Annotated in this window: 11 protein-coding genes; 9 read left to right on the top strand and 2 right to left on the bottom strand. The window is 47.0% G+C overall.

Features of this window, described 5'->3' with window-relative positions:
• Positions 1-252: 252 nt before the first annotated feature.
• Complete coding sequence (locus tag AACV12_RS16440) at positions 253-2301, bottom strand: alpha-amylase (RefSeq protein ID WP_170900960.1); 2049 nt, start codon at positions 2299-2301, stop codon at positions 253-255.
• 321 nt (positions 2302-2622) lie between these two features.
• Between AACV12_RS16440 and AACV12_RS16435 the strand changes: the two genes are divergently transcribed.
• The 8 genes from AACV12_RS16435 (at position 2623) to AACV12_RS16400 (ending at position 10409) form a co-directional block, all read left to right on the top strand.
• A complete protein-coding gene (locus AACV12_RS16435) occupies positions 2623-3531 on the top strand; it encodes an aldo/keto reductase (RefSeq protein ID WP_170889022.1) in 909 nt (302 codons plus the stop codon).
• Between the two features lie 220 nt (positions 3532-3751).
• Complete coding sequence (locus AACV12_RS16430) at positions 3752-4570, top strand: hypothetical protein (protein ID WP_017048163.1); 819 nt, start codon at positions 3752-3754, stop codon at positions 4568-4570.
• A gap of 14 nt (positions 4571-4584) precedes the next feature.
• Positions 4585-5268 carry an ABC transporter ATP-binding protein gene (locus AACV12_RS16425; protein ID WP_020477135.1) on the top strand — a complete coding sequence of 228 codons (684 nt, stop codon included), beginning with the start codon at positions 4585-4587 and terminating at the stop codon, positions 5266-5268.
• A complete protein-coding gene (locus tag AACV12_RS16420) occupies positions 5256-6515 on the top strand; it encodes an ABC transporter permease (protein ID WP_170900958.1) in 1260 nt (419 codons plus the stop codon). Before AACV12_RS16425 ends, AACV12_RS16420 begins: the two co-directional genes overlap by 13 nt.
• Positions 6508-7269: an outer membrane lipoprotein-sorting protein gene (locus tag AACV12_RS16415; protein WP_019282639.1), complete on the top strand. Its 762-nt coding sequence runs from the start codon at positions 6508-6510 to the stop codon at positions 7267-7269. Before AACV12_RS16420 ends, AACV12_RS16415 begins: the two co-directional genes overlap by 8 nt.
• Position 7270: 1 nt before the next feature.
• The gene (locus AACV12_RS16410; RefSeq protein ID WP_170900957.1) at positions 7271-8572 is read left to right on the top strand and encodes a hypothetical protein; all 1302 of its coding nucleotides are present in this window, start codon (positions 7271-7273) and stop codon (positions 8570-8572) included.
• The gene (locus tag AACV12_RS16405) at positions 8572-9624 is read left to right on the top strand and encodes a sensor histidine kinase (RefSeq protein WP_170900955.1); all 1053 of its coding nucleotides are present in this window, start codon (positions 8572-8574) and stop codon (positions 9622-9624) included. Before AACV12_RS16410 ends, AACV12_RS16405 begins: the two co-directional genes overlap by 1 nt.
• Positions 9621-10409 (top strand): LytR/AlgR family response regulator transcription factor, encoded by a 789-nt coding sequence (locus AACV12_RS16400; RefSeq protein WP_017048167.1) that lies wholly within the window; start codon positions 9621-9623, stop codon positions 10407-10409. The genes AACV12_RS16405 and AACV12_RS16400 overlap by 4 nt, the downstream gene beginning before the upstream one ends.
• A gap of 34 nt (positions 10410-10443) precedes the next feature.
• Here the strand turns inward: AACV12_RS16400 and AACV12_RS16395 are convergent, their stop codons facing one another.
• A complete protein-coding gene (locus AACV12_RS16395) occupies positions 10444-12027 on the bottom strand; it encodes an EAL domain-containing protein (RefSeq protein ID WP_170900952.1) in 1584 nt (527 codons plus the stop codon).
• A gap of 378 nt (positions 12028-12405) precedes the next feature.
• On the opposite strand from AACV12_RS16395, the gene AACV12_RS16390 reads away from it, so the two are divergent.
• Entirely contained in the window at positions 12406-21840 is a 9435-nt protein-coding gene (locus AACV12_RS16390) for a retention module-containing protein (protein WP_170900948.1), read from the top strand.
• Positions 21841-21848 lie beyond the last annotated feature (8 nt).

The following is a 21848-nucleotide window of genomic DNA, read 5'->3' as shown; positions in this document are numbered from 1 at the left end:
TTTCAATTAGCGGCGAATGATAGTGTGTAAGTATTTGTAAATCAAATGAAAAGTTGACAGTTTTGGTATGACCAGTAGGGTTGTGCTTATTTGGCGGGGTAATTGGTTTAGCTTGTGCTAAAGTTAATTTTTATGCTTCAACACGTTCATAATATTGATGTTTTGGTGGGTGAGTTTAAATTATTTGACCAAAAAAATGGTGAAGAAACAGAGGCAGTCACTATGGTGTTTGCAACTACCTCTGTGGTGGGTTTAACGGCCAACAAAAGCAATAACGACACGGTCATTATTTAACGTTCTAGAGAACAGATAGGCATTTTGCTGTTCAATCTCATGATGAATGCCTGCGCCAATGGCAGGGTGTGATTGACGAAATTGGCCTAGCGTTTGCCAATGCTTCAGCAGCGCTTGTCGCTCTTCATCCAGTGACCACACCATGTCAGAACGCGTGCCTTGGTGAAAATCATCGGCGTAAGGGCCAACTTGACGTGCGACTTCATCACCGTAGTAAATTTGCACCGCACCCGGTGCGAGAAGCAATGCATTGGCGGCATTACGCTGCATTTCAAAGGAGTTAAAACGGCTAAAAAACAGCTCGGTATCGTGAGAAGAGAGGTAGCTCACGGGGGTAAAGTCTGGGTATTTCGCTAGCGTTTGCGCGTAGTCGCGGTACACCATCGCCATTTGGCTTAAGCAGGCTGCGCCTTTATCGACTCTTTTTTGCATATCAAAGTTGATCAGTGCATCAAAGCCATCATCAAAATAGGGGCTGCGGTAAGCTGAATGGCCCCATACTTCGCCCATCATCCAAAAGGGTTGCCCTTGCTGCCCGTTTTGCTCGCGCCAAGCTTCTAAACTGCGTGATGCCTCGCTTTTTAAGCGTCGCCATACCTCGCCTTCCACATGTTTTACTGTGTCGACGCGGTAACCATCAATACCAAAGCGTTTAACCCAATCGGTTTGCCACTCAATTAAGTAATCGGCAACGCTATACTGTTCGCGCGCTACCACGCGAGTGCCGGGGTTATTAAGTAGCCACTGCGGCGGCGTCACCGCTTGTGTTGATTCAGTGCGAAAATCCGGTAAGCCGGCCAGCGTCATCGTGATATCGCTAGATCCGGGTTTCTGGTAGCCGGGCAACCCAGCGCGAACCCAATCCTTGCCCCACCACAGCGACCAGTTGGCGCTTTGATAATCAATGGATTGATTGTAGCTGTGCCAGTTTTCTTCAGCTTTCGGCATCCAATCAACCCATTTTTGCGGTAAATTTTGGGGATTAACCACCTCAATCTGATCAAATTGCAGGTCAGCCAAGGTGGCGTAGCCGGAATGGTTGAGCACCGCATCGAGCAAGATTTTTATGCCTCGTTTATGCGCTTCAGTGACCAGCGTTTTGAGATCCTCCTCATCACCAAAATTTTGATCGATCTTGGTAAAATCACGCGTCCAGTAACCGTGATAGGCATAAAAAGGGAACGAGCCACTGTCACCACCGCCGACAAAACCGTGCACCTGTTCCACAATCGGCGAAAGCCAAATCGCGTCGGTGCCTAAGCTTTTGATGTAATCGAGTTTGGCAATCACACCTTTTAGGTCGCCACCGTGGAAAGTGCCCACTTCTTCTTTGCCATCTTTTTTACGGCCATAGCTATTGTCGTTACTGGGGTCACCATTGTTGAATCTGTCCACCATCACAAAGTAAATCGTGGCATTGCGGTAGGTAAAGGGTTCGCTGGCGGCATCCGTTGCGGGGGCAAGCAGCACCAATCCACCACTGGTTGGTGACGGCATTAAGGTGACTTGGCTATTTTTCACGCTGAGGATTTGGCCGGTAAATGTCTCTTTTAGTAGTGTGCCATCGGGGAACGTATTGCCCAGTTGTAAGGTCACTTCGCCGCCTTGGTACTGCTCGCACGAAACACTCGGTATCGGCCGTTTAAATTTGCTAGTAGTGGATTTTTTGGCTTGGCGGACAAAGGTTAAGGTCTGCTGCTCGTCATCATAAGCGAAGGCGTAATCGCCAGTGAAACGTATCGTCAGCGGCAGTTCGGTTTCTTGCCCACAATTGAGAGCAATGGGCGCGTTGAATTTGATGCTCTGCTGAGCTGGCGCGCTGCACTGGCCCTCAATCCCTGACACTTTTATTGTGTAGCTTTCTTTGGTCAAGGGAATGACTAAAGGCGTTTTCGCATCCAGCGGAAAGTCGCGGCTAGTCGTGGTGGTCGAAATGGTCAGATTGGGCGCGGCAAACACAACAGGCGCGGCAGCGCAAAGTGCGAGTGTTAACGTGGAGAATTTCATGCTCTATCCTTGGCCTTCATGGGGTAGGGTGATTCGTTTTTGCATTATCGTCAGTCGCTGTAGGGCGAGGTGCTTCATCGCTAACAATAAAAGCAGAGAGAGAAGTTGACATCATTCTTGTGCCTAAGCCTTAAGAATTTGGCGTTGATCACAAAGCATGGCTTGGGGGCGTAGAAGCGATGAATTTTCCAGCGATATAAATTGTCAACGTGTAGTGAATCTCACAACTTCGGCGCGTAATCTTAACTTATTCGGTAGATTCATTGAGCCGTCATCGAAACCTGCTTAGGATGACGGCAATTAAGTCAAAGGAGACAACCAATGGTTGCTAAAGTAACAATCGCGCCGCAAGGGCCAGATTTTTCAGAGCTAGTACAAGGTTACTGGCGTTTGGCAGATTGGGGCATGACGCCACAACAGCGTTTAACGTTTTTAAAACAGCACATTGAATTGGGTATTAGCACGGTTGACCATGCGGATATTTACGGTAACTACCAGTGCGAGAAACTGTTTGGTGAAGCCTTAGCGCTGGAGCCCGCGCTGCGCGAGCAGATCCAAATCGTCACTAAGTGCGACATCAATTTGTGTGGCGCAAAAACGCCGCAGCGTAAGATAAACCACTACGATACCAGTTCTGCGCATATCTATCAGTCGGTCAATAATTCACTGGAACGACTCGGTGTGAGCGAAATCGATCTGCTGTTGATCCACCGCCCAGATGCCTTGATGGATGCCGATGAAGTCGCCGAAGCGTTTTCTGAACTGCGCAAAGTGGGCAAAGTGAAGCACTTTGGTGTGTCGAACTTCAGCCCGCGCCAGTTTGAACTGCTGCAATCTCGCCTAGGTAAACCGTTAGTGACCAACCAAGTGGAGATGAACCCGCTCAATTTCGATGTGGTGCACGATGGCACTTTGGATCATTTGCAAACGCAGCGCATTCGCCCAATGGCTTGGTCTTGTTTAGCTGGTGGCGAGATTTTTAACGGCCAGACTGAACAAGCTCAACGTGTGCGCAGTGAGCTAGAAGCGATCGCCCAAGAGATCGGCGCAGACAGTATTGATCAGGTTATTTACGCTTGGGTACTGCGTCTGCCTTCTAAGCCGCTGCCGATTATTGGCTCTGGTAAGATTGACCGCGTCAAAGCGGCAATTTCTGCGCTTGATTTAGAACTGACCCGTGAGCAGTGGTATCGGGTTTGGGTCGCCGCCAAAGGGCATGGCGTGCCATAGAGCGGATGTTTTTTGGAACAGGTGCTTTTTGGAACAGATGCTTTTGAAAACAGATGTTTTTGCCCCGCGATACGCTTTTCGTATTGCTATTATTTCAGTATTACGATTAGGTATTAATCTCACTCTCCCAACCAGCCCTCAGTGGCTGGTTTTTTTGTCTACTTCCCATTCACGTCATCCAGCCTGCCATTAACGCTGCATAATCCCCCTTTATCGCAAAGTGGCGCATCTGGCCTATTTGCTGCGTAATCTGTCGTCATCAAGCAAATTTCATCACCAACGAATGAAAGGGACCATCATGATGACGACATTTTCTTATTCACGCTCACTTCGCAACCTGCTACTCAGTGTCGGGTTGCTGCTAAGCATCACGGCTGTTCAAGCTAATCCAAGCGACGCTTTAATTATGCAGTACAACCAAGCGGCCGAAGGCGACAGTGACAAAGTGGATCTTGTGCTTCACCAACTAGAGCAGTTGATTAAACAGCAAGGGGCCAAACCGCTCAGCTTAGCTTATCTGGGCAGTGCACAAACCCTGCAAGGGCGTGATGCATTCATGCCTTGGAATAAGATGAGATACGTCGAAGAAGGCTTGGCCACCATAGACAAAGGCCTGACTTTACTCAGCAATCACCCGCAGCCGCTTGCTGAACAAGAGCGCGTCATGGGGCTGCCGGATAGCTATTTAACGCGCGCGGTTTCGGCCGCGACTTACACCTCACTGCCCGATATGTTCAACCATTTTGAGCGTGGTTATGATTTGTATCTCGACCTTCTTGTTGAACCCGAATTGACTGCACAACCTTTTGCCGCCACTGCTTGGGTTTATCGATACGCCATTCAAGCCGCCCTTCGTGCCAACGACATTCCTCAAGCAGAGCAATGGCTTGCCCAGATGCAAACTCATCAGAAGCAAGGTAAGCAAGTTGACAACCAGCCAGCGGAGCATCCGCAAATCATCCAAGCCAAGGCTTTGATTACAAATGCGTTGATTGAAAACGGATTGACTGAAAAAACGCATGAATTGAAAAGCGAATGAGGGAGGGCAACAAAATGCTACGATTTGAACAGATCAGTAAAACCTATCAATTAGGTATGCAGCCGCTGCTGGCGTTGAGCGCGGTGAATGGCGAAGTCAAACAAGGTGAAATGCTAGCGCTGTGCGGCCCGTCAGGTTCGGGAAAAAGCACTTTGCTCAATATCTTGGGGCTGCTTGATCAAGATTACCAAGGTGACATTGAACTGGCGGGTTACCCTTACCCAACCGATCCAAGAGAGGCGGCGGCGCTGCGGCGCAAAAAATTAGGCTTCGTTTTCCAAAAATTCAACTTAGTTCCGGTGATGACAGCGGCGGAAAATATTGCTTACCCGTTGATGCTAAATGGCTACAGCCTGCGCGATCAGCGTACTTTAACGCGCACTATGCTAGCCAAAGTGGGGTTAGAAACGCTGGCTCACCACCGGCCGGATCACCTTTCAGGCGGTCAGCAACAGCGCGTAGCCATTGCGCGCGCGCTGATCCATAACCCAGAAATGGTGATTGCCGACGAACCTACCGCCAGTTTAGACAGCCATACCGCCAATGTGGTGATCGACATCATGAAAAGCCTTGGACACGAAATGGGCACCACTTTTATTGTGGCTACGCACGACGCGCGCATGGCCAACCGCTGCGACCGAACCTTGCAGCTTGTGGATGGCAAAGTGATTCAGGAGGCGATGAAATGGGCAAGCTGATTTCTATGGAATGGCGTATGGCGGCGCTGAACTTACTGCGTAATCGCCGCCGCAGCCTGCTTTCGGTATTGATCATTGCCATTGCGGTTTTCGCATTGACTAGCGCCGGAGGATTTGGCCTTTACACTTACCAAGCACTGCGCGAATCCACTGCGCGCGACACCGGGCATTTAACGCTCAGCCAACCGGGCTTTTTTGAGCAAGATGAAGAGTCACCACTGGCTAATGGGATTGCCGAGAGTGCGTTGATTGTTGAGCGATTAATCGACGATAAGCGGATACGAGGCATTCAGCCACGCATTGAGTTTAGCGGGTTGGTCTCTAACGGTAGCAAATCGACCATTTTTGTCGGTTCCGGCGTTAATCATAAAGAGTTTGATATGAAAGGGCCATTTTTGGACGTTCGCCAAGGCAAAACCTTGTCCAATATTGACTCCCCTCGATTTGATGCGAGTGAGCCAGAAGTGATGCTGGCGGTGGATCTCGCCAAAAACTTAAACGTGTCGATTGGCGACTGGGTTACTTTACTGACCAGTACCGCTGATGGCGCGCTCAACGCGGTTGATTTCAAAGTGCACGGCATCTATTCCACGGGTGTGCCTGAATTGGATAAACGCCAATTGTATCTGCACATTCAATCGGCCTCTGAGCTGTTAGCTTCGAATAAAGTGAGCACCTTATCGCTGTTTTTGTTTAGCACCGAACAGACAGAAACCATGCGGCATTGGGTTGAAAACAAACTGTCATTAATAAGCCTTCGCCAAGCGATTCAAGTGACGCCTTGGCAGCAGCGCGCGTTTTTTTATCAAAAAGTAAAAGATCTTTACGATCGCATCTTCGGCATCATGGGCTTGGTGATGGGGTTGGTGGTTTTCGTCGCGCTATTTAACACCTTAACCATGTCGGTCACGGAGAGAACACGTGAAATCGGAACGCTGTCGGCGCTTGGCACTTACCCAAATGAAATCGTCGCCAGCTTCATACGCGAAGCCGTACTGCTAGCCATTTTAGGCACGCTGGTGGGTGCGGCGCTCAATGCACTAACAAGCGTGTTATTGATGGTAGTCGATGTGCAAATGCCACCGCCACCGGGACGCACGGAAGGGTATCCTTTGCATATTTATTTTTCATGGGAATTGGTTCTGCTGAGTGCGTTTGGCGTACTGAGCATTTGTATTGCAGCGGCTTGGTTGTCGGCACGCAAAGGAGTCAACAAGCCAATCACGGAGGCACTGGCTTATGTATAAATGGATGATGTTATTACTGATCACGCTTAGCGGTGGCTACTCGGCCGCTGGCTGGGCGGCGCTGGATGCTGGGCAAATGACCAAAAACGCCGACCAATATCGCCTTGGTTACAGCGCGGCCAAAGTCGTCTCTTTGGTGTCGCTTTATGAACGTGGTGAGCTCGATAAAACGCGTCAATATCACGTGTATACCAAAGCCAATCGCGACTCGTTAGTGGTGTTCAAATCCTCCGTTGAAGCGGGGCAAAAAATGCTGATGCTCGATGAAAACTACTGGTTGTTGATGCCAAAAAGCCGCCGCCCTATTCGTATTACGCCAATGCAAAAACTGCTTGGTGAGGCTTCGGTGGGCGATATTTCAACACTGACGTGGAGCGAGGATTACCAAAGTCAATTGATGGGTGAAGAGCAGATAGAAACACCCAGTGGTCAACCTTACCTGACGCATAAGTTGTCATTACTGGCTGTCACAGAAGGGGCGAACTACCAGCAAATTATCTTATGGTTGGATAAAGAGAACGATTTCCCAATCAAAGCTTCTTTGTATTTACGCTCTGGAAAACTGGCCAAGCAGGCTTGGTTTCGCGCTGGTGAAAAAGAGGGACGAATGCGCGTAACCAGTATGACGCTGCTTGATCAAATTCAACCGACCAAAAAAACGGTGGTTGAGTATCAACACATCGAGCCCATGGAGCTAGATGAAAAATATTACAACCCCGCCTATCTGACTCGTAACAGTCTATCGGAGTTATGAGATGAAGCGTGTTGCGTTCGCTTTTTTAACCAGTGTATTGAGCTTAGCTGCGCGGGCAGAAGCCCCCAGTTTTGATTGGGATTGGGTAATGAGCGCATCCACCATGGCGCATCGCGACAGCCTTTTTTTTCCTAGTAATCAAGCGCGCGATACGCAGCAGATTGAGGCGTTATTGGATGTAGAAATGAGGTGGCATGGCTGGTTGGGTCTAGTGGCTATCAAACAAAACGCCTTGTGGAGTAGCGATGCACAGCAGCACGCCGACAGCGAGTTCATTCTACAAGAACTGTTTTGGCAAGGCAGCCTAGTGCTGGCTGATGTGCCGTTTGAGCTGACACTGGGAAAAATGCGCTTGGATTGGGGAGTGGGCTACGGTTATCGTCCGCTTGATCTCTTTCAGCCTTATCGCCGCAATCCGGTCGGTATTCAGGTAGAAGAGGGGGCCGGAACGCTCTCTGCTTCTTATTATGATCAGCAAGGTGAATGGACGCTTTTTTATACAGATTCCTCTTGGACAGAGCAGCAAGGCAGCGAGTTACAACAAATGACCGAACAACAAGGGGCGGGCGTAAGGCGTTATCAGTTGATGGGCAATGCCGAATGGCAGGCGATTGCTTATTATGATGACGTTCGACGCGGCGTGCTGGGTAGCTCGTTTGTTACTGTGCTCACTGACGCCTGGGAAGTGCATGCATCAGCGCTCTATCAGCGTCACTATTTGGCGTACCAACGGCCCAGCGTGTTGGCTCAAGCAGTTTACTCTCAACAACATGAGATTGAATCGCGCATGGCTCTTGAATCGCGAACTCAAGGCTATCAGGCACTGGTAGGGTTCAACTGGTCGGGAAGTGATGGGCAAAGCGTCATTGCAGAATATTGGTTCGACAGTCGCAGTTGGGGAAAAGAGCAGTGGCAACAAGCGCAGACCAACGCGGATTCGGTTCGTTATCAGCATAATCAAGCGTTAGGTTGGTCTTACGCACAAGGCTATAACCACGTGAATCTCGTGCAGCATAATGTGATGTTGCATGCTTCGTTAGATAGCCAAGCTTGGCGTCATTGGGCGTGGAGCCAGAGTATTGAATGGTTGCAAGGCTTAGTGCCGACACTTGATGTGCTGATTGCACCGCAAGATGGCGGCGTGATCGCTACCCAATGGCTCAATTACTCAGTGTACGATTCTGGTACAGCCTCTATCGAAATCGAACTGGCCGCACGTTTTATGACTGGGCCTGCTGACTCTACATATGCAAACTTACCAGATAAGCATATGATTCTATTAAATATGAAAGGGAAATTCTAATGTGCGAGAAAGTTGAAATTCGAAATCTTGCCAAAAGCTTGTTATTTACTTCGCTGTTTTGTGTGGTGATCGCCTTTACCACTCAGGCCATTTGGCCCAGTGACATCACGTTGCACTTAGCAATAAGCTTTGGCTACGGTTACAGCGCTGTGGCTATTGCTCACTTACTGAGTCGCTTCGCACCGCAGTTGTCCGCACGCTTAGTGAACGTTTTTTCGCTCACGGGGTCGATGATTTTCGGTACGTTACACGCTTATTTATGGCTTAGTAAATACGCGCACTTTAGTCATTTTTCAGCAATGAAACCGGTGATTTTTCTCGGTTTCGTTTTTACTGGCGTTTGCTTTTTCTACTTCTACGCGCATGAACAAAAGCTGATTGCTGAAAAAGCGCTGGAAGCCTCCAAACGGCGTCAATCTGAACAAGAGAAAGCCTTGATTTTGAGCCAGTTGCAGCAGTTACAAAGTCAAATTGAACCCCATTTCTTATTTAATACGCTTGCCAATATCAGCGTGTTGATTGGCTCTGAGCCTTATAAAGCGCAAATGATGCTCGAAAAACTAACCGACTTATTGCGTGGGTCGCTGCGTAGTAACCGCAATCGCACCACAACGCTACGTGAAGAGTTACATTTAGTCGATGCGTATTTGGGTATTCAAAAAATTCGTTTAGGTGATCGGCTGGATTATGAGATTGCAATGCCTGGCGCAGCGGATGACATTCCTTTGCCGCCGATGCTGTTACAACCTTTGGTTGAGAATGCTGTTAGCCATGGTATTGAGCCGAAAGCCGCGGGGGGGAAAGTGACCATCAAAAGTGAAATTTATGACGAGTGGTTTGAAGTCAGTGTCTGTGACAGTGGCATTGGATTACAGCCGAGTGCTCTTTCAGCAGGACATGGTATTGCGTTGGATAATATTCGCCAACGCTTAAACGGCCTATTCGCTGATGATGCGTGTCTCATTATCGCCCAAAATCATGATTCTGGCGTGACTGCAACGATTAGAATAAAGCGGCTATTATTGGACCAACTACAAGGAAGTGCCACATGAGTACTGTCTCTGCGACCGCTATTATTGCTGATGATGAACCGCTATTGCGGCATCATTTAAACCGCGCATTAGGAGAAGTGTGGCCAGAGCTCGATATTGTCGCGCAAGCCGAAAATGGACGCGTGGCATTGTCCATGATTGAGCAGCATCAGCCTGAGGTGGCCTTTATTGATATTCGAATGCCAGAAATGGATGGTATGTCGCTCGCTAGGCAATTGGCTGGTTTGGCAAAGCCACCACTGATTGTATTTATCACCGCCTATGATGAGTATGCCATTCAAGCTTTTGAAGCCAATGCGGCGGATTATTTATTGAAACCGCTTTCTGAAGCGCGTTTAGTGCAGTGCTGTACTAAGTTGCAGCTAAGATTAGCCGAGCATTCTTCTGAGCGACAATTACCTGATTTGCAAACCCTTTTACAGCAGATACAGCATATAAGCCAACAGGCATCGCCGTCGTTTTTAAGCTGGTTAAAAGTTCAAAAAGGTGAAGATATTCACCTGATTTCGGTGGCGGATATGTTGTACGCTAAAGCCGAAGACAAATATTTATCCATATACGTAAAGAGTGATTCTGGAGTGCAGGAGTTCTTACTGCGCAGTTCATTGAAAGAGTTGCTGCAACAGCTTGACCCGAATCAGTTTTGGCAAATCCACCGTTCAACGGCAGTGAATGTTGCCAAGATAGATAAAGTGAAAAAAGAGTTCACGGGTAAAATGTACGTCTTGATTGGTCATGATAAGTTACCCGTCAGCCGTGCGCTGCAAGCTCAATTTAAGTCGTAACTGAATTTAAACCGCCGTTCGATTGATCGCGTGATTAGCGGTGTGCGATCTGCTTGGCGGACAGGGTGAATCGGAAGAAAGCATCCACAGACATAGGTTCAGAATAATAAAAACCTTGGATGTAACGTACACCCAACAGCTCTAATTCTCTCACCTGATCTTGGTTCTCAACGCCCTCAGCAATCAGCCGCATGTTCAATTGCTTTGCTAGTTTAATCATCGACACTAACACCGAAGTAATGGCTGAATTTTGATGCAAGCTTTTAATAAACACTTGATCAATTTTGAGAGTATGGAAGTCGTGTTGGTGGATAAAATTTAAACCCGAGTAGCCAGTGCCAAAATCGTCAATGGCGATTTTAAAGCCTAGCTGTTTCAGTCGTTGTAAGTTTTCCATGGCTAACTTCAACTCGTCCACGTTGAAATGGTTGTCCTCGGTGATCTCCAACAGAAGTCGTGGAACAATCGCTGGGTGTTTTGTCGCGTAGCGTTTCATGTAATCCATAAAGTAATTATCAATGATCAATAACCGGCTGATGTTGATGCTGATGTATTGATCGTGCAACGCATGTTTGTGCTGCTCCACACATTCTGTCACCAATTTCAACACACGGTAGGTGATTTGGTGAATCACGCCAATACGCTCTGACAACGGGATAAAAATGGTGGGTGAAATATAGCCTTGAGAGGGTTCATTCCAGCGCAGTAGCGCTTCGCTACCAACAATTCTATTTTCGGTAATATCGACGATCGGTTGTAAATAGAGTTCCAACTGATGGTTTGATATTGCCTCTCTCAAAGAGACTTCTAAGGTGTTTCGGCTGAGGTAATAGTTGTGATAAGCAAGATAAATCAAAGAGATAATGCTTGCTGTAAGCAAGACAAGCCATAAGTTATCGAGAAAATGGTAAGCATAAGATCCGTTATTTAAGTAGATCCGAATTGAGAGTGGGTAATGCTCGGATTTAAAGAGAAAGCTAGTATGAGCAGAATCGATCTCTTCCTGATCACTGCGAATACTTTGGCTTAACACGTTGACCTGATAGCCGTAGTGCCATTTGGCAAGTTTAGGAGCGACTAGGTTCATAAACTGTTCTGGAGGCATCAGTGCATTGAGGCCGCTCATATCTGGCTGTGAAGCATAGACAAAAAATGTTTGCTCTTTACTGCGAGATTTTGTTAATGAAATGGTCGTATTCGTTGGAGATTGTTTAAGCCTGTCAAGAATATGTTTGTACAAATGAATGGTGGTATGGCCTTCATTGCTGGTGCAAAAAATAGTCCCGTGAGCGTTGTACATGCCCACTTCTTTGACCATTTTCGAGCGAAATACATAGCTCCTCAGAGCAATGATGTCTTCTCTTTGGCAGTGCTTTGAAATGTTTTTACTTAACTGGTTCAGTTCATCCGACGTTTGATTGATGTGATGTTCCAGTTGTGTAATGGCTTGTTCACCGAAGCGGGTTGCCTGCCGGTTAGTGTCATAAAAGTTTTTAACTATCGCGAAAGTAAACACAAATAAGAAAATACCCAGAATAGGAATAAATGCGTTTATCTTTGCCGAAAGTATCTCTTTTGCAACGCTAAATTTGCTCGGTGAACTGTCATTGTTTTGCATTACAGACAGTGCTCATAGGTTATTACCAGTAAAAATCAGTATTGCTTTTATGTTGATTACTATAAGTAATTAATTTCTAAACGTAACCTAGAGTCTTGTCTCAAAAGTGAGATGAAAGAGCAGTTATCTGTTTTTCAAAGGCTTTGTTGCTCATTTCCAATTTCATAATTTTCTTAATATACAAGTCGATAGTGTTTTTTTATGGGGTTAGTGCCTAGCGCGACTCCATTTTGACGCTGGTGAGCCTTTAACGCACAATTAGATTAAAATGTAATCTACAGAAATATAAAATTGCATAATCAATTGCGACTAAACTAACAATTAGTTTACTGATCGTTTTTTCATCTATCTCATCGTCGAGAAGTATTTGGGGGCCTTATGGATTTACAAGTGGTTGTTCAGCCTGCGTCAGTAAGCGAAGTGGTGGGGGATGTTATTGCTGTCGATGCCAAAGGTAACGCGCGTCAAGTGACGGTGGGTGACTCCTTGATGAAAGGTGAAATCTTAATCACGGTTAATCATTCATCGGTCACTTTGTTTATCAATGGGCAAGTGGCGGTGGTCGAACAAAACTGCGTCGCGTGCTTTGGTGACACTGTGTTAGAACACGATACATCAATGGATCTGATCCAGTTTCCTGTCGCGGGCGACATTAACGCTGATCTCACCCAACTTAATGAGGCCAATTTTGATGCGGATAATATAGCCGCTATTCAACAAGCCATTTTAGATGGCCAAGACCCGACCCAAATACTTGAAGCAACCGCCGCCGGAGCCGGTGGTGAAGGCTCTGCAAATGCTGGCTTCATCACCATTGATTACAATTTTGCAGAAGTATTGGCGAGTACGTTTTTCGAAACTGCAGGGCGTGATGCTCAGCAATCATTGACTGAAACGAATTTGAGTCCGTTGCGTTTTACCGCTGGGGGTGAATCATTATCAGCGGCATTAGTTGAAGGTTCGCTCTCACTAAATTCGTATCCACAATCAGTGACGGCAAATGTTTTAATTGCGGCGGGAGATCTGCCACTGGATGCCGCCTCTTTTGTCCCTGAATCCCTTTCATTAGCTGCGCTATTGTCAGAGCTGAATAGCGATATTACTTCGGCTGGGCGATCAGTAAGCTTTCGTTATGATGCTACGGCTAACCATATTGTCGGTGAACTTGACGGCAGTGAAGTGCTACGGATTGATTTAGTGGCGACGTCTGTCGGTAAAGACATCAACTTAGAGATAGTGACGACCATTAGTCAACCGATTGACCATGTTCCCTCCGTGGGAGGTGGCTTAGTTTCTTTTGCTAATGATCAAATTGCGATTCAATTCGATGTGACCGGTTCTGATGCGGGTGGAAATCCTATTCGCTCGCCGATTTCTATCGCAATCAGTATTGGTGATGGTAATAACCCTGTTATGTCCGATGAACCGTCGACGTCCGTTTATGAGGATAATTTGGCGAATATCGGTTCGGATGCCAGTGCTTCACAGACGATTACCGTTTCAGGACAGTTTGATACCCAATTGGGTTCTGATCAAATTGAAAGCTATCAGTTGGATTTAAGTGCTAACCCGTTGGCTGGGTTAACCTCGGCTGGTGTCGCGGTGCAATTGGCCTCTTCCTCGTCATTGAACGGGGTTTATACCTATCAGGCGAGCGCCAATGGCCAGCCTATTTTTGAGTTGATATTAAACCCAGACGGTCGTTACCAGTTTACGTTACAAGGCGCGCTGGATCATCCAGTCAATAGTGATGAGTTATTACTCAACCTTTCGGTATTAGCAACCGATTATGATGGTGATAGCTCTGAAAGTGTGCGTTTACCAATCAACATTATTGACGATAAACCTGAAATCATTGGTGTGGATGCGCTCAGCGTTGACGAAGACGATTTAGCGTCAGGCTCAGACAGCAGCAAAGAGCCGTTGTTCGCCGAAGGCTATTTCACCACTACCCAAGGGGCCGATACGGTAGCGAGTTATCAGCTTGATACCAGCATCAACCCCATAGCTGGGTTAACCTCGCAAGGTGAAAGTGTGGTATTGGGCGCGGCGACAGTTGATGCCAACGGTAACTACCTCTATCAAGCAAGTACTACCCTAAGCGGTCAGACGGTATTTAGCTTAGTGCTTAACGCAGATGGCAGTTATCGTTTTACCTTACAAGGGCCAATTGACCATGCGCAGGGGAGCGATGAGCTACTGGTGAATTTCAAGGTGGTTGCAACTGACTATGATGGCGACAGCGCCAACATTCTGCTGCCTGTCACCATTCATGATGATCAGCCAATCATCGCGAGCGTGCAAGCGCTCAGCGTTGACGAAGACGATTTAGCGTCAGGCTCAGACAGCAGCAAAGAGCCGTTGTTTGCAGAGGGAGTTTTTACTACTCAAAGCGCGGATAAGGTGGTGAGCTATCAGTTGGATACCAGCAGTAACCCGCTTGCAGGCCTAACTTCGCAAGGTGAAGCGGTGAGTTTGGGCGCGGCGACAATCGATGCCGACGGCAACTACCACTATCAAGCTAGCGCTGCACCGAGCGGCAATGCAGTGTTTAGTTTGGTGCTCAATGCGGATGGTAGCTATCGTTTTACCCTGCAAGGTCCGATTGACCATGCGCAGGGGAGCGATGAGCTGCTGGTAAATTTCAAGGTAGTGACAACCGATTATGATGGCGACAGCGCCAACATTTTGTTGCCCGTCACCATCCATGATGATCAGCCAATCATCACTGGAGTGCAAGCGCTCAGTGTTGGCGAAGACGATTTAACGTCAGGCTCAGACAGCAGCAAAGAGTCGCTGTTCGCTGAGGGAATGTTTACCACTCAAAGCGCCGATAAGGTGGTGAGCTATCAGTTGGATACCAGCAGTAACCCGCTTGCGGGCTTAACCTCGCAAGGCGAAGCGGTGATCTTGGGCGCGGCGACAATCGATGCCAATGGTAACTACCACTACCAAGCCAGCACCACACCTAGTGGCAATGCGGTGTTTAGCTTAGTGCTCAATGCGGACGGCAGTTACCGTTTTACTTTGCAAGGTCCGATTGATCACGCCGCAGGCAGCGATGAGCGACTGGTGAATTTCAAAGTGGTGGCGACGGACCATGATGGCGACGCCTCTGACATTCTACTGCCTGTCACTATTGTGGATGACAAGCCAACGATTGTCGGCATTCGCGCCGGTAGCGAACAGAGCGTGGATGAAGATGACTTAGCCACGATCGGTTCTGATCGTTCAGACAGCACCGTTATTGCTGGGCACTTTGATGTGATTGACGGGGCCGATGGTATTGTCAGTTATCAAGTGTCTGATCTCACCACGCCTGTCGAGAATTTAACGTCTGGTGGTCAAGAGATAGAGATCATCCAAATTTCAAGCAATAATGGTGTCACTGTTTATGAAGCGGTGATTAAGAATACGACGGACGTGGTTTTTCGTCTCACGCTAAATGGCTCGGCCGATAGTTACCAATTTGAACTGCTTAAAGCCATCGACCACCCGACGGGTAATGGTGAAAATAGTTATATTTTAGATCTTCCGATTACCGCAACTGATAGAGATGGCGATGTTTCAGCCTCAGTGAGTTTGCCAATATCGATTGTTGATGATATTCCAACTTTGCATGATAAAAGCATCACTAGTGTTGAAAATACGGCGATAAAAACAGTCAATTTATTTAGCCAAGACAACAATACCTCACCGGATACTCAAGGGGCTGATCATGCCGTTATCACTAAATTTGTGGCCGTTGATGAAGCGGGTCGTGATATTCAATTTAGGCATGGCAATGGTGCAAGCTTAGCTAATGAAATTGAACTTAACGGCGTCACAAAAACGGTCACGGTTGTCGAAATAAAAAATGGTGTTGAGCGCGATTTAGGTACACTGACGATAACGCCTAACGGTAACGCGACATTTAAACCAGTTGCTAGCCTTGAACATGGTGATGATCCGACCATTTCATTTACTGTCGATGTCACTGCGCAAGACTTTGATGGCGATGCCTCAACCGAACAGTTGAACATCAATATTCTTGATAGAAATGCCACTATCACAGTTGCTAATGTTATTGGCGCTGAAGACGCTGGACGCGATGGTGTCACTATTTTGTTTAACGACCCCAATCAAATCACTAATAGCCAAGATAACCAATCCGGCTTAAATACTTCACCGCTTAAAGTGGATTTGCAGATCAATCTTTATGATTTGGATCGCAATGAATCGATTGGTGATGTAAAAATTACGGCCAGCAACGCGCATGGCGATTTTTACTATCTCAATAGTTCGGATGTTTATGTCAAATTAGAGCTAGTCAGTGGACGATTTGTTTTGCCCGCAGATGCGGTGGAGCAAAGCTTAACAGGCAGTGTTGCTAAGATTGAAAACTTGTATTTTGTGCCTGACCGTCACTATGCCAGCGCTAACGGTGGCTTCCAACTCAATATTACTGTGCAGGTTTTGAATAATGGCCTGCATGATCATAATGTGAACGGGAAATTGCGCATTGAGGTGGAAAGTGTTGCCGATATTGCGACTTGGAACTCAAGCAGCCAATTTCATTATGATGCAGTAGAAGATAGTGACAATATTACTCTCGATGTTTTAGCGCAGACACAAGATAACAGCACCCCCGAAACAATCCTGTATGAGATCCGCTTTACTCAAGGTGAAGGTGAGGCGCAGCTAGTTTATGCCGATGGTACGCCGGTTGTAATGAGCTCGGATGCTTCAGGTCACTATTATCTTGTTAGTGCGAGTAACATTAACCAAGTACAAGTTGACCCCAATGATAACTTCAGTGGTCAGATCAAACTTGATATTACAGCGATCACGACCGAGCAAAATAACGCTCACGTTGGTAAAGAGAGCGCCCGATCAGAAACGAAAGAAATCGTGATAGATGTTAGCCCTGTTGCCGATATGGGTAGCTTCTCTGTCAATCGAATCAATGTTTTTGAAGATAATGCCGCTACGCAAAATACCGTTGACCCCACCACAGATCACGATCCCTTGTTATTAAGTGAAGTCATTACGATGGCCGGATCCGTTGATTCTGATGGTTCAGAAACACTCTATGTGCGTCTCTCTGATTTTTCAGAAACAGGTGTGACACTGATTTGGTTGGGAGCAGGAGCCAGCGAAATATCACAAATAACCGATGCCAATGGTCATACTTATTATGAAGTTCCTGAACAATATCTTGACCAAGTTGAAGTGCTACCCCCATTGCATAGCAACGCTGATTTTACCATCTCTGTTGAAGGGATTATTAAAGATATGGTCAATCTTTCTACGGGTGCGGTGACAGATGAAATCTCGTTAGGTGCTAAGACGGTTAATGTTTCAGTTAAGGGCGTAGCAGATATTCCAACCATTGATTTTCACTCAAACAGTACTAACACTTGGAATGAATTTAGTGAAAATGGTCTGCAAGTGATTGAAACGACGATTGATGAAAATCAATCCGTTGGCTTTGGCTTTAGTGTGTTATCCGGTGAGCTTGCGGATAATCCAGCGGACAGCTCTGAGTCGATCACCGTTTTGCTGTCGAACATTCCAGATGGTGTCAAACTGTATGACAGTGTTGGTAGCGTGATTAACTTGGTATTTGTTGGTTACGATACTGCGCAGCAACCTATTTATCAGGCGAATCTAACTTCAGCGCAGGTTGATTCAGGTATTCGAGTTGAGCCATCTCATTCATCGACCGAAAACATCAACATCAAAATGACCACCATCGTTACTGAAAATGATGGACATACGCGTCAAATTGAGTCGGAAATTCGCATTAAAGTGGCACCGGTGATTGATGTTGTTGACAACTATCAATCACACTCGCTTGGTAACGAGGACAGCCGCATTAATATTCATTGGCAGCCAGAAGAGGAACAACATCTTGATGCTGATGAATATTTTGCCTCTGTTACACTTTCTGGCTTCCCAGCTGGTAGTACTATCTACGTCGATGGTGTTGTCACGACCTTAGATAGTGATGGCAAGCTCATTTTGACCCCCGCACTGGGACAGAGCGATCAAGATTTCTCAGCGCAAGTGCTGACAACTGGTTACGTTCAAGTTCGGCCACCAGAGCACTCCAGTACTGATTTTACCTTGAGCACTGAGATTGTGGTTAAAGAGCAAGACAACGAATACGTCGATGCAATCAATTCTGGCGAAGGTATTGCTTCGAAAGTCATTCATGGCTCTGTTGATATCACGGTAAGGCCGATAGTTGAAGCTGATGGACAACTGCGTGTTGAAGACAACGGCGTAGTCACAAACAAAGCTGTCGCAGATGCCTCTGGTGCTATCTACTTTACTATTAATGATGCGGCCGGCGGCGAGCCTAATGCGAACGTTATACGCTTTGATAATGCAGACACGCAATCGACAGAAGGTTACCAATCATTAGAAGTGGTCGACCAACTGGTGGTGCGTTTTAGCAATATTACGCCACAGGTACTTGATCAACTACTGATTACTGGTGCAATTAATAATGGGGATGGCTCATGGACCATTGTTGATGAGCAGAATTTCAGTGTAAAAGCACCGAATGGCCTGACATTGAGTAGTGGTAACGATCCTGATGGTGATGGTTATAACGACATCACTGTGACCATTTTTGCCCAAGTGTATGACCAAGGGGAAGATAGCTCTGAAGCCAAAGTAGTTCGACAAGTGCAATCAGAGCTCACCTTACAATTTCCGCTCACTGCTACGGGCAACAACACGGTAGCAGCTGACATTACTTTAGTTGGCAATGCGGATGATATTGTATTAGGCATCGAAGATAACGCTATTAATTTAGGTCAGCAAATCCAAGATAAATTGATGGTGAGCGCTTCAGGTTTTGATGGTGTAGAAGATGAGCTCAGTATTGTCATCGCGCAAAGTGTGCTACCAGCGGGCGCAAGTTTATCTGGTGGTCATTTTGATTTCGTTGATGGCTTGTATGTATACAAAGGTACCGTGAATACCGATGGCTCGATTTCAGGGTTAGAAAATCTGCAACTGCATCTGCCTGAAGATTACGCGGGCGACTTTAATTTGCCGATCACTTTTGTAACGACAGACACTGCTTCTGGTGATGAAAAAACCTTCAGTACGCAAATCCCAGTGGCAGTTTCTCCGGTGGCCGATGTTCCCGGAACGCATCAACCGCAAGATGATGACATTACCCCTAAAGCGACATTGACTGTAGAAGGTTCGCTTGGGTTAGATGCAAATCATCAGCCGACTTCAAGCTCGTCCGACGTTCCGACCAATGACGGCATAGGTTATGAAGATGGTATTATTCATCTTTCGCTCGATATTGATCTTGCTGATATTCGCAATAGCGCTACGGAAGGACGAGAGGTGCTGAGCGAAGTCACCTTAACCCTACAAGGAACCAATATCGGAACCTTTGTTGATGCGCAAGGCAATGATCTCGGTACCAGTATCACTTTTAGTCAGCCTCAGCTACCTGCGGCATTAGACAATGTTTATTTCAAACCCGCACCCAATTATCCGACTGGCGATGATGATAACACCGTCAACATTACCGTGGCGGGGAAAGTGACTGATATCACGCAATTTGATGATACCAATGCCAATGCGTTGGGTGTGGCTAATACTGATGCTGATAAGCCATTTACCACACAAGTAAGTTTTGATGTGACGCCAGTGGTAGACGACGTCATTATTTCCAGTGGTGGTAGCAGCAATATTGAAGTGAGCGGTCTGGAAGATGAGTGGATTGTCCTTTCTAAACCGGGTTCTGAATTTACCGTTGATCTGACCGATACAGATGGCTCTGAGGTATTTGTGTCGATCAAGCTTACTGGGGTGCCGACGGATTTTGTCGTGAGTTCTCTCTCTTCTGACTATACCGTGAAAAATAATGGTGGTGGTGAGTGGAGCATTCAGATTAACAACCCAGCACAAACCTCGATCAATTTATCCGATATTGCGATGAAACCTGCGAAGAACTTTAGTGGCGAAGTGGAAATCGGCATCAAGGTCTTTACCCAAGAATCCTTGCTTGGTGTGCCTGTAGAGCATAACGGCAGCTTTAGATTGGATATTGCGCCCGTTGGGGATGTGGTGGATGTTGAACCAGTGACTAACGGCGCTGGCGATGAAGGCGTTGACATTGAAATTGATATCAACGCGCAAATTATCGATAAAGCCGATTCCATTGCAGCCGGTGCGAACCATAGTGAAAACTCGCCAGAAACGTTGCGAATTGAAGTTTCCGGGGTGCCAGATGGAGCAAGTATTGCATTGCTTGATGGCACGCTGGGGACTTACATCGGTGGTGGCGTATGGCTGTTGAATGCCGATGCGCAAAGCTTAGATAAACTGATTTTTAATTCTGGTGATTGGCATAAGGACACTTGGGCGGGAGATCTGACGATTAAAGTACAGTCGGTCGATACAGGGCTGGACGGTACGGAACATTTGGGGCCTGCGCGTGAGTTTACTGTTTTAGTTGATGTTCAGGCGGTCAATGATGCGCCCACCATTGATAGTGCTACGGTCACCACAACGATTGATGAAGAGGCGGGGCAAAAGGTCACCGGTTTGAGTGTGAGTGATATCGATTATACAGGCTCACATGCCAACGACCCCATGACGGTGATTTTGAGCGTGAGCGAAGGTTTGCTCAGTGCCGTGATCCCCGCGTTAAGTTCTGTCACGCAGAGCACCAATTTGGCTGGAGAACTTGTCCTACAAGGCACGTTATCGGATATCAACGCACTACTTAATAGCAGCGATCCCGCCAGCGGCATTTTTGTTGATGCCACCGCGATTGGTAGTGACCATATTGATCTAACAATTAAGGCCAATGATGGTGGTGTTTATGCCGACAATGTTTCTGGTATGGCGCTAGAAGAGACAGAAACCGTCAGTATTGCGGTGACGCCCAAAGCCAATACGCCGATATTAACCCTTGATCCGAGCTTTAATTATATGAAGCAGACGTATGTTAGCCAAAGTATCAGCGCTCAAGGTATTGCATTGCTGGGGTTAATCGCGGCATTAACGGATAGCCATGAAGTGTTGTCATTGGAGATCGACAGTCTGCCAAGTGGCGCTACGCTTTCTAGTAGCTCGGGCAGTGTGACTGAGCAAAACGGAGTGTGGAGTGTTTCCGCTGATGCTATCGACGGATTACAGGTTAGTGGGCTCGATTTAGGGCAACACACTCTGTCGGTAGCGGCTATCTCAACAGAAACGGATGGTAGCCGTGCAGCCTCTGCATCAATTGATATTGCGATTGAAGTATTGCCTGACGGCAGCACGATTGATCAATCAACGAACGGGGATGATGCGCAATTGCTCGCCGGTAATGTTGGAGCGCAGTTGCTAGGAGGCAGTGGTCATGATCACCTTGAAGGTGGCGATGGTGATGACTCCTTAGTGGGTGGTGGCGGAAATGATACCTTGATTGGCGGGCTTGGTGCCGACATCTTAACCGGGGGAAGTGGCGCTGACATATTTAAATGGACGCTCGATACTGTTGATGAGCAAACCGACACTATCACTGATTTCAACGCTGGTGAAGGTGATGTGATCGATCTCACTGATGTTGTGGCCGATTTACATTTGCCCATGGATCAACTGCTCGTTTCGCTACACACTTCTCATCAGATAGAAGCGAAAGTGATGACCAACACGACGGATGTGGAATTGGAAATTCTGACGGACAATAACGTACATCAAACCATTGTGGTGCAAGATCTTGCCAGCCAATTCAATTTTGATGGCATGGCGTCGATTGACATTGTTGGCTTCTTATTGGACAACAACATTATCAAGCATGACGTTTAAATAAAGAA

The sequence above is a fragment of the Vibrio sp. 2-2(8) genome (genome assembly GCF_963888495.1).
Lineage (GTDB): Bacteria > Pseudomonadota > Gammaproteobacteria > Enterobacterales > Vibrionaceae > Vibrio > Vibrio anguillarum.
Note: the sequence above shows the minus strand (reverse complement) of the source record. Positions and strands in the feature narration are given on the sequence as shown.

Excerpts from the sequence above, each read along its gene's own strand:
- AACV12_RS16435 (WP_170889022.1), top strand. The coding sequence starts at position 2,623 with ATGGTTGCTAAAGTAACAATCGCGCCGCAAGGGCCAGATTTTTCAGAG.
- AACV12_RS16425 (WP_020477135.1), top strand. The coding sequence starts at position 4,585 with ATGCTACGATTTGAACAGATCAGTAAAACCTATCAATTAGGTATGCAG.
- AACV12_RS16415 (WP_019282639.1), top strand. The coding sequence starts at position 6,508 with ATGTATAAATGGATGATGTTATTACTGATCACGCTTAGCGGTGGCTAC.
- AACV12_RS16400 (WP_017048167.1), top strand. The coding sequence starts at position 9,621 with ATGAGTACTGTCTCTGCGACCGCTATTATTGCTGATGATGAACCGCTA.
- AACV12_RS16390 (WP_170900948.1), top strand. The coding sequence starts at position 12,406 with ATGGATTTACAAGTGGTTGTTCAGCCTGCGTCAGTAAGCGAAGTGGTG.
- AACV12_RS16440 (WP_170900960.1), bottom strand. The coding sequence starts at position 2,301 with ATGAAATTCTCCACGTTAACACTCGCACTTTGCGCTGCCGCGCCTGTT.
- AACV12_RS16395 (WP_170900952.1), bottom strand. The coding sequence starts at position 12,027 with ATGCAAAACAATGACAGTTCACCGAGCAAATTTAGCGTTGCAAAAGAG.
- AACV12_RS16405 (WP_170900955.1), top strand. The coding sequence starts at position 8,572 with ATGTGCGAGAAAGTTGAAATTCGAAATCTTGCCAAAAGCTTGTTATTT.
- AACV12_RS16410 (WP_170900957.1), top strand. The coding sequence starts at position 7,271 with ATGAAGCGTGTTGCGTTCGCTTTTTTAACCAGTGTATTGAGCTTAGCT.
- AACV12_RS16420 (WP_170900958.1), top strand. The coding sequence starts at position 5,256 with ATGGGCAAGCTGATTTCTATGGAATGGCGTATGGCGGCGCTGAACTTA.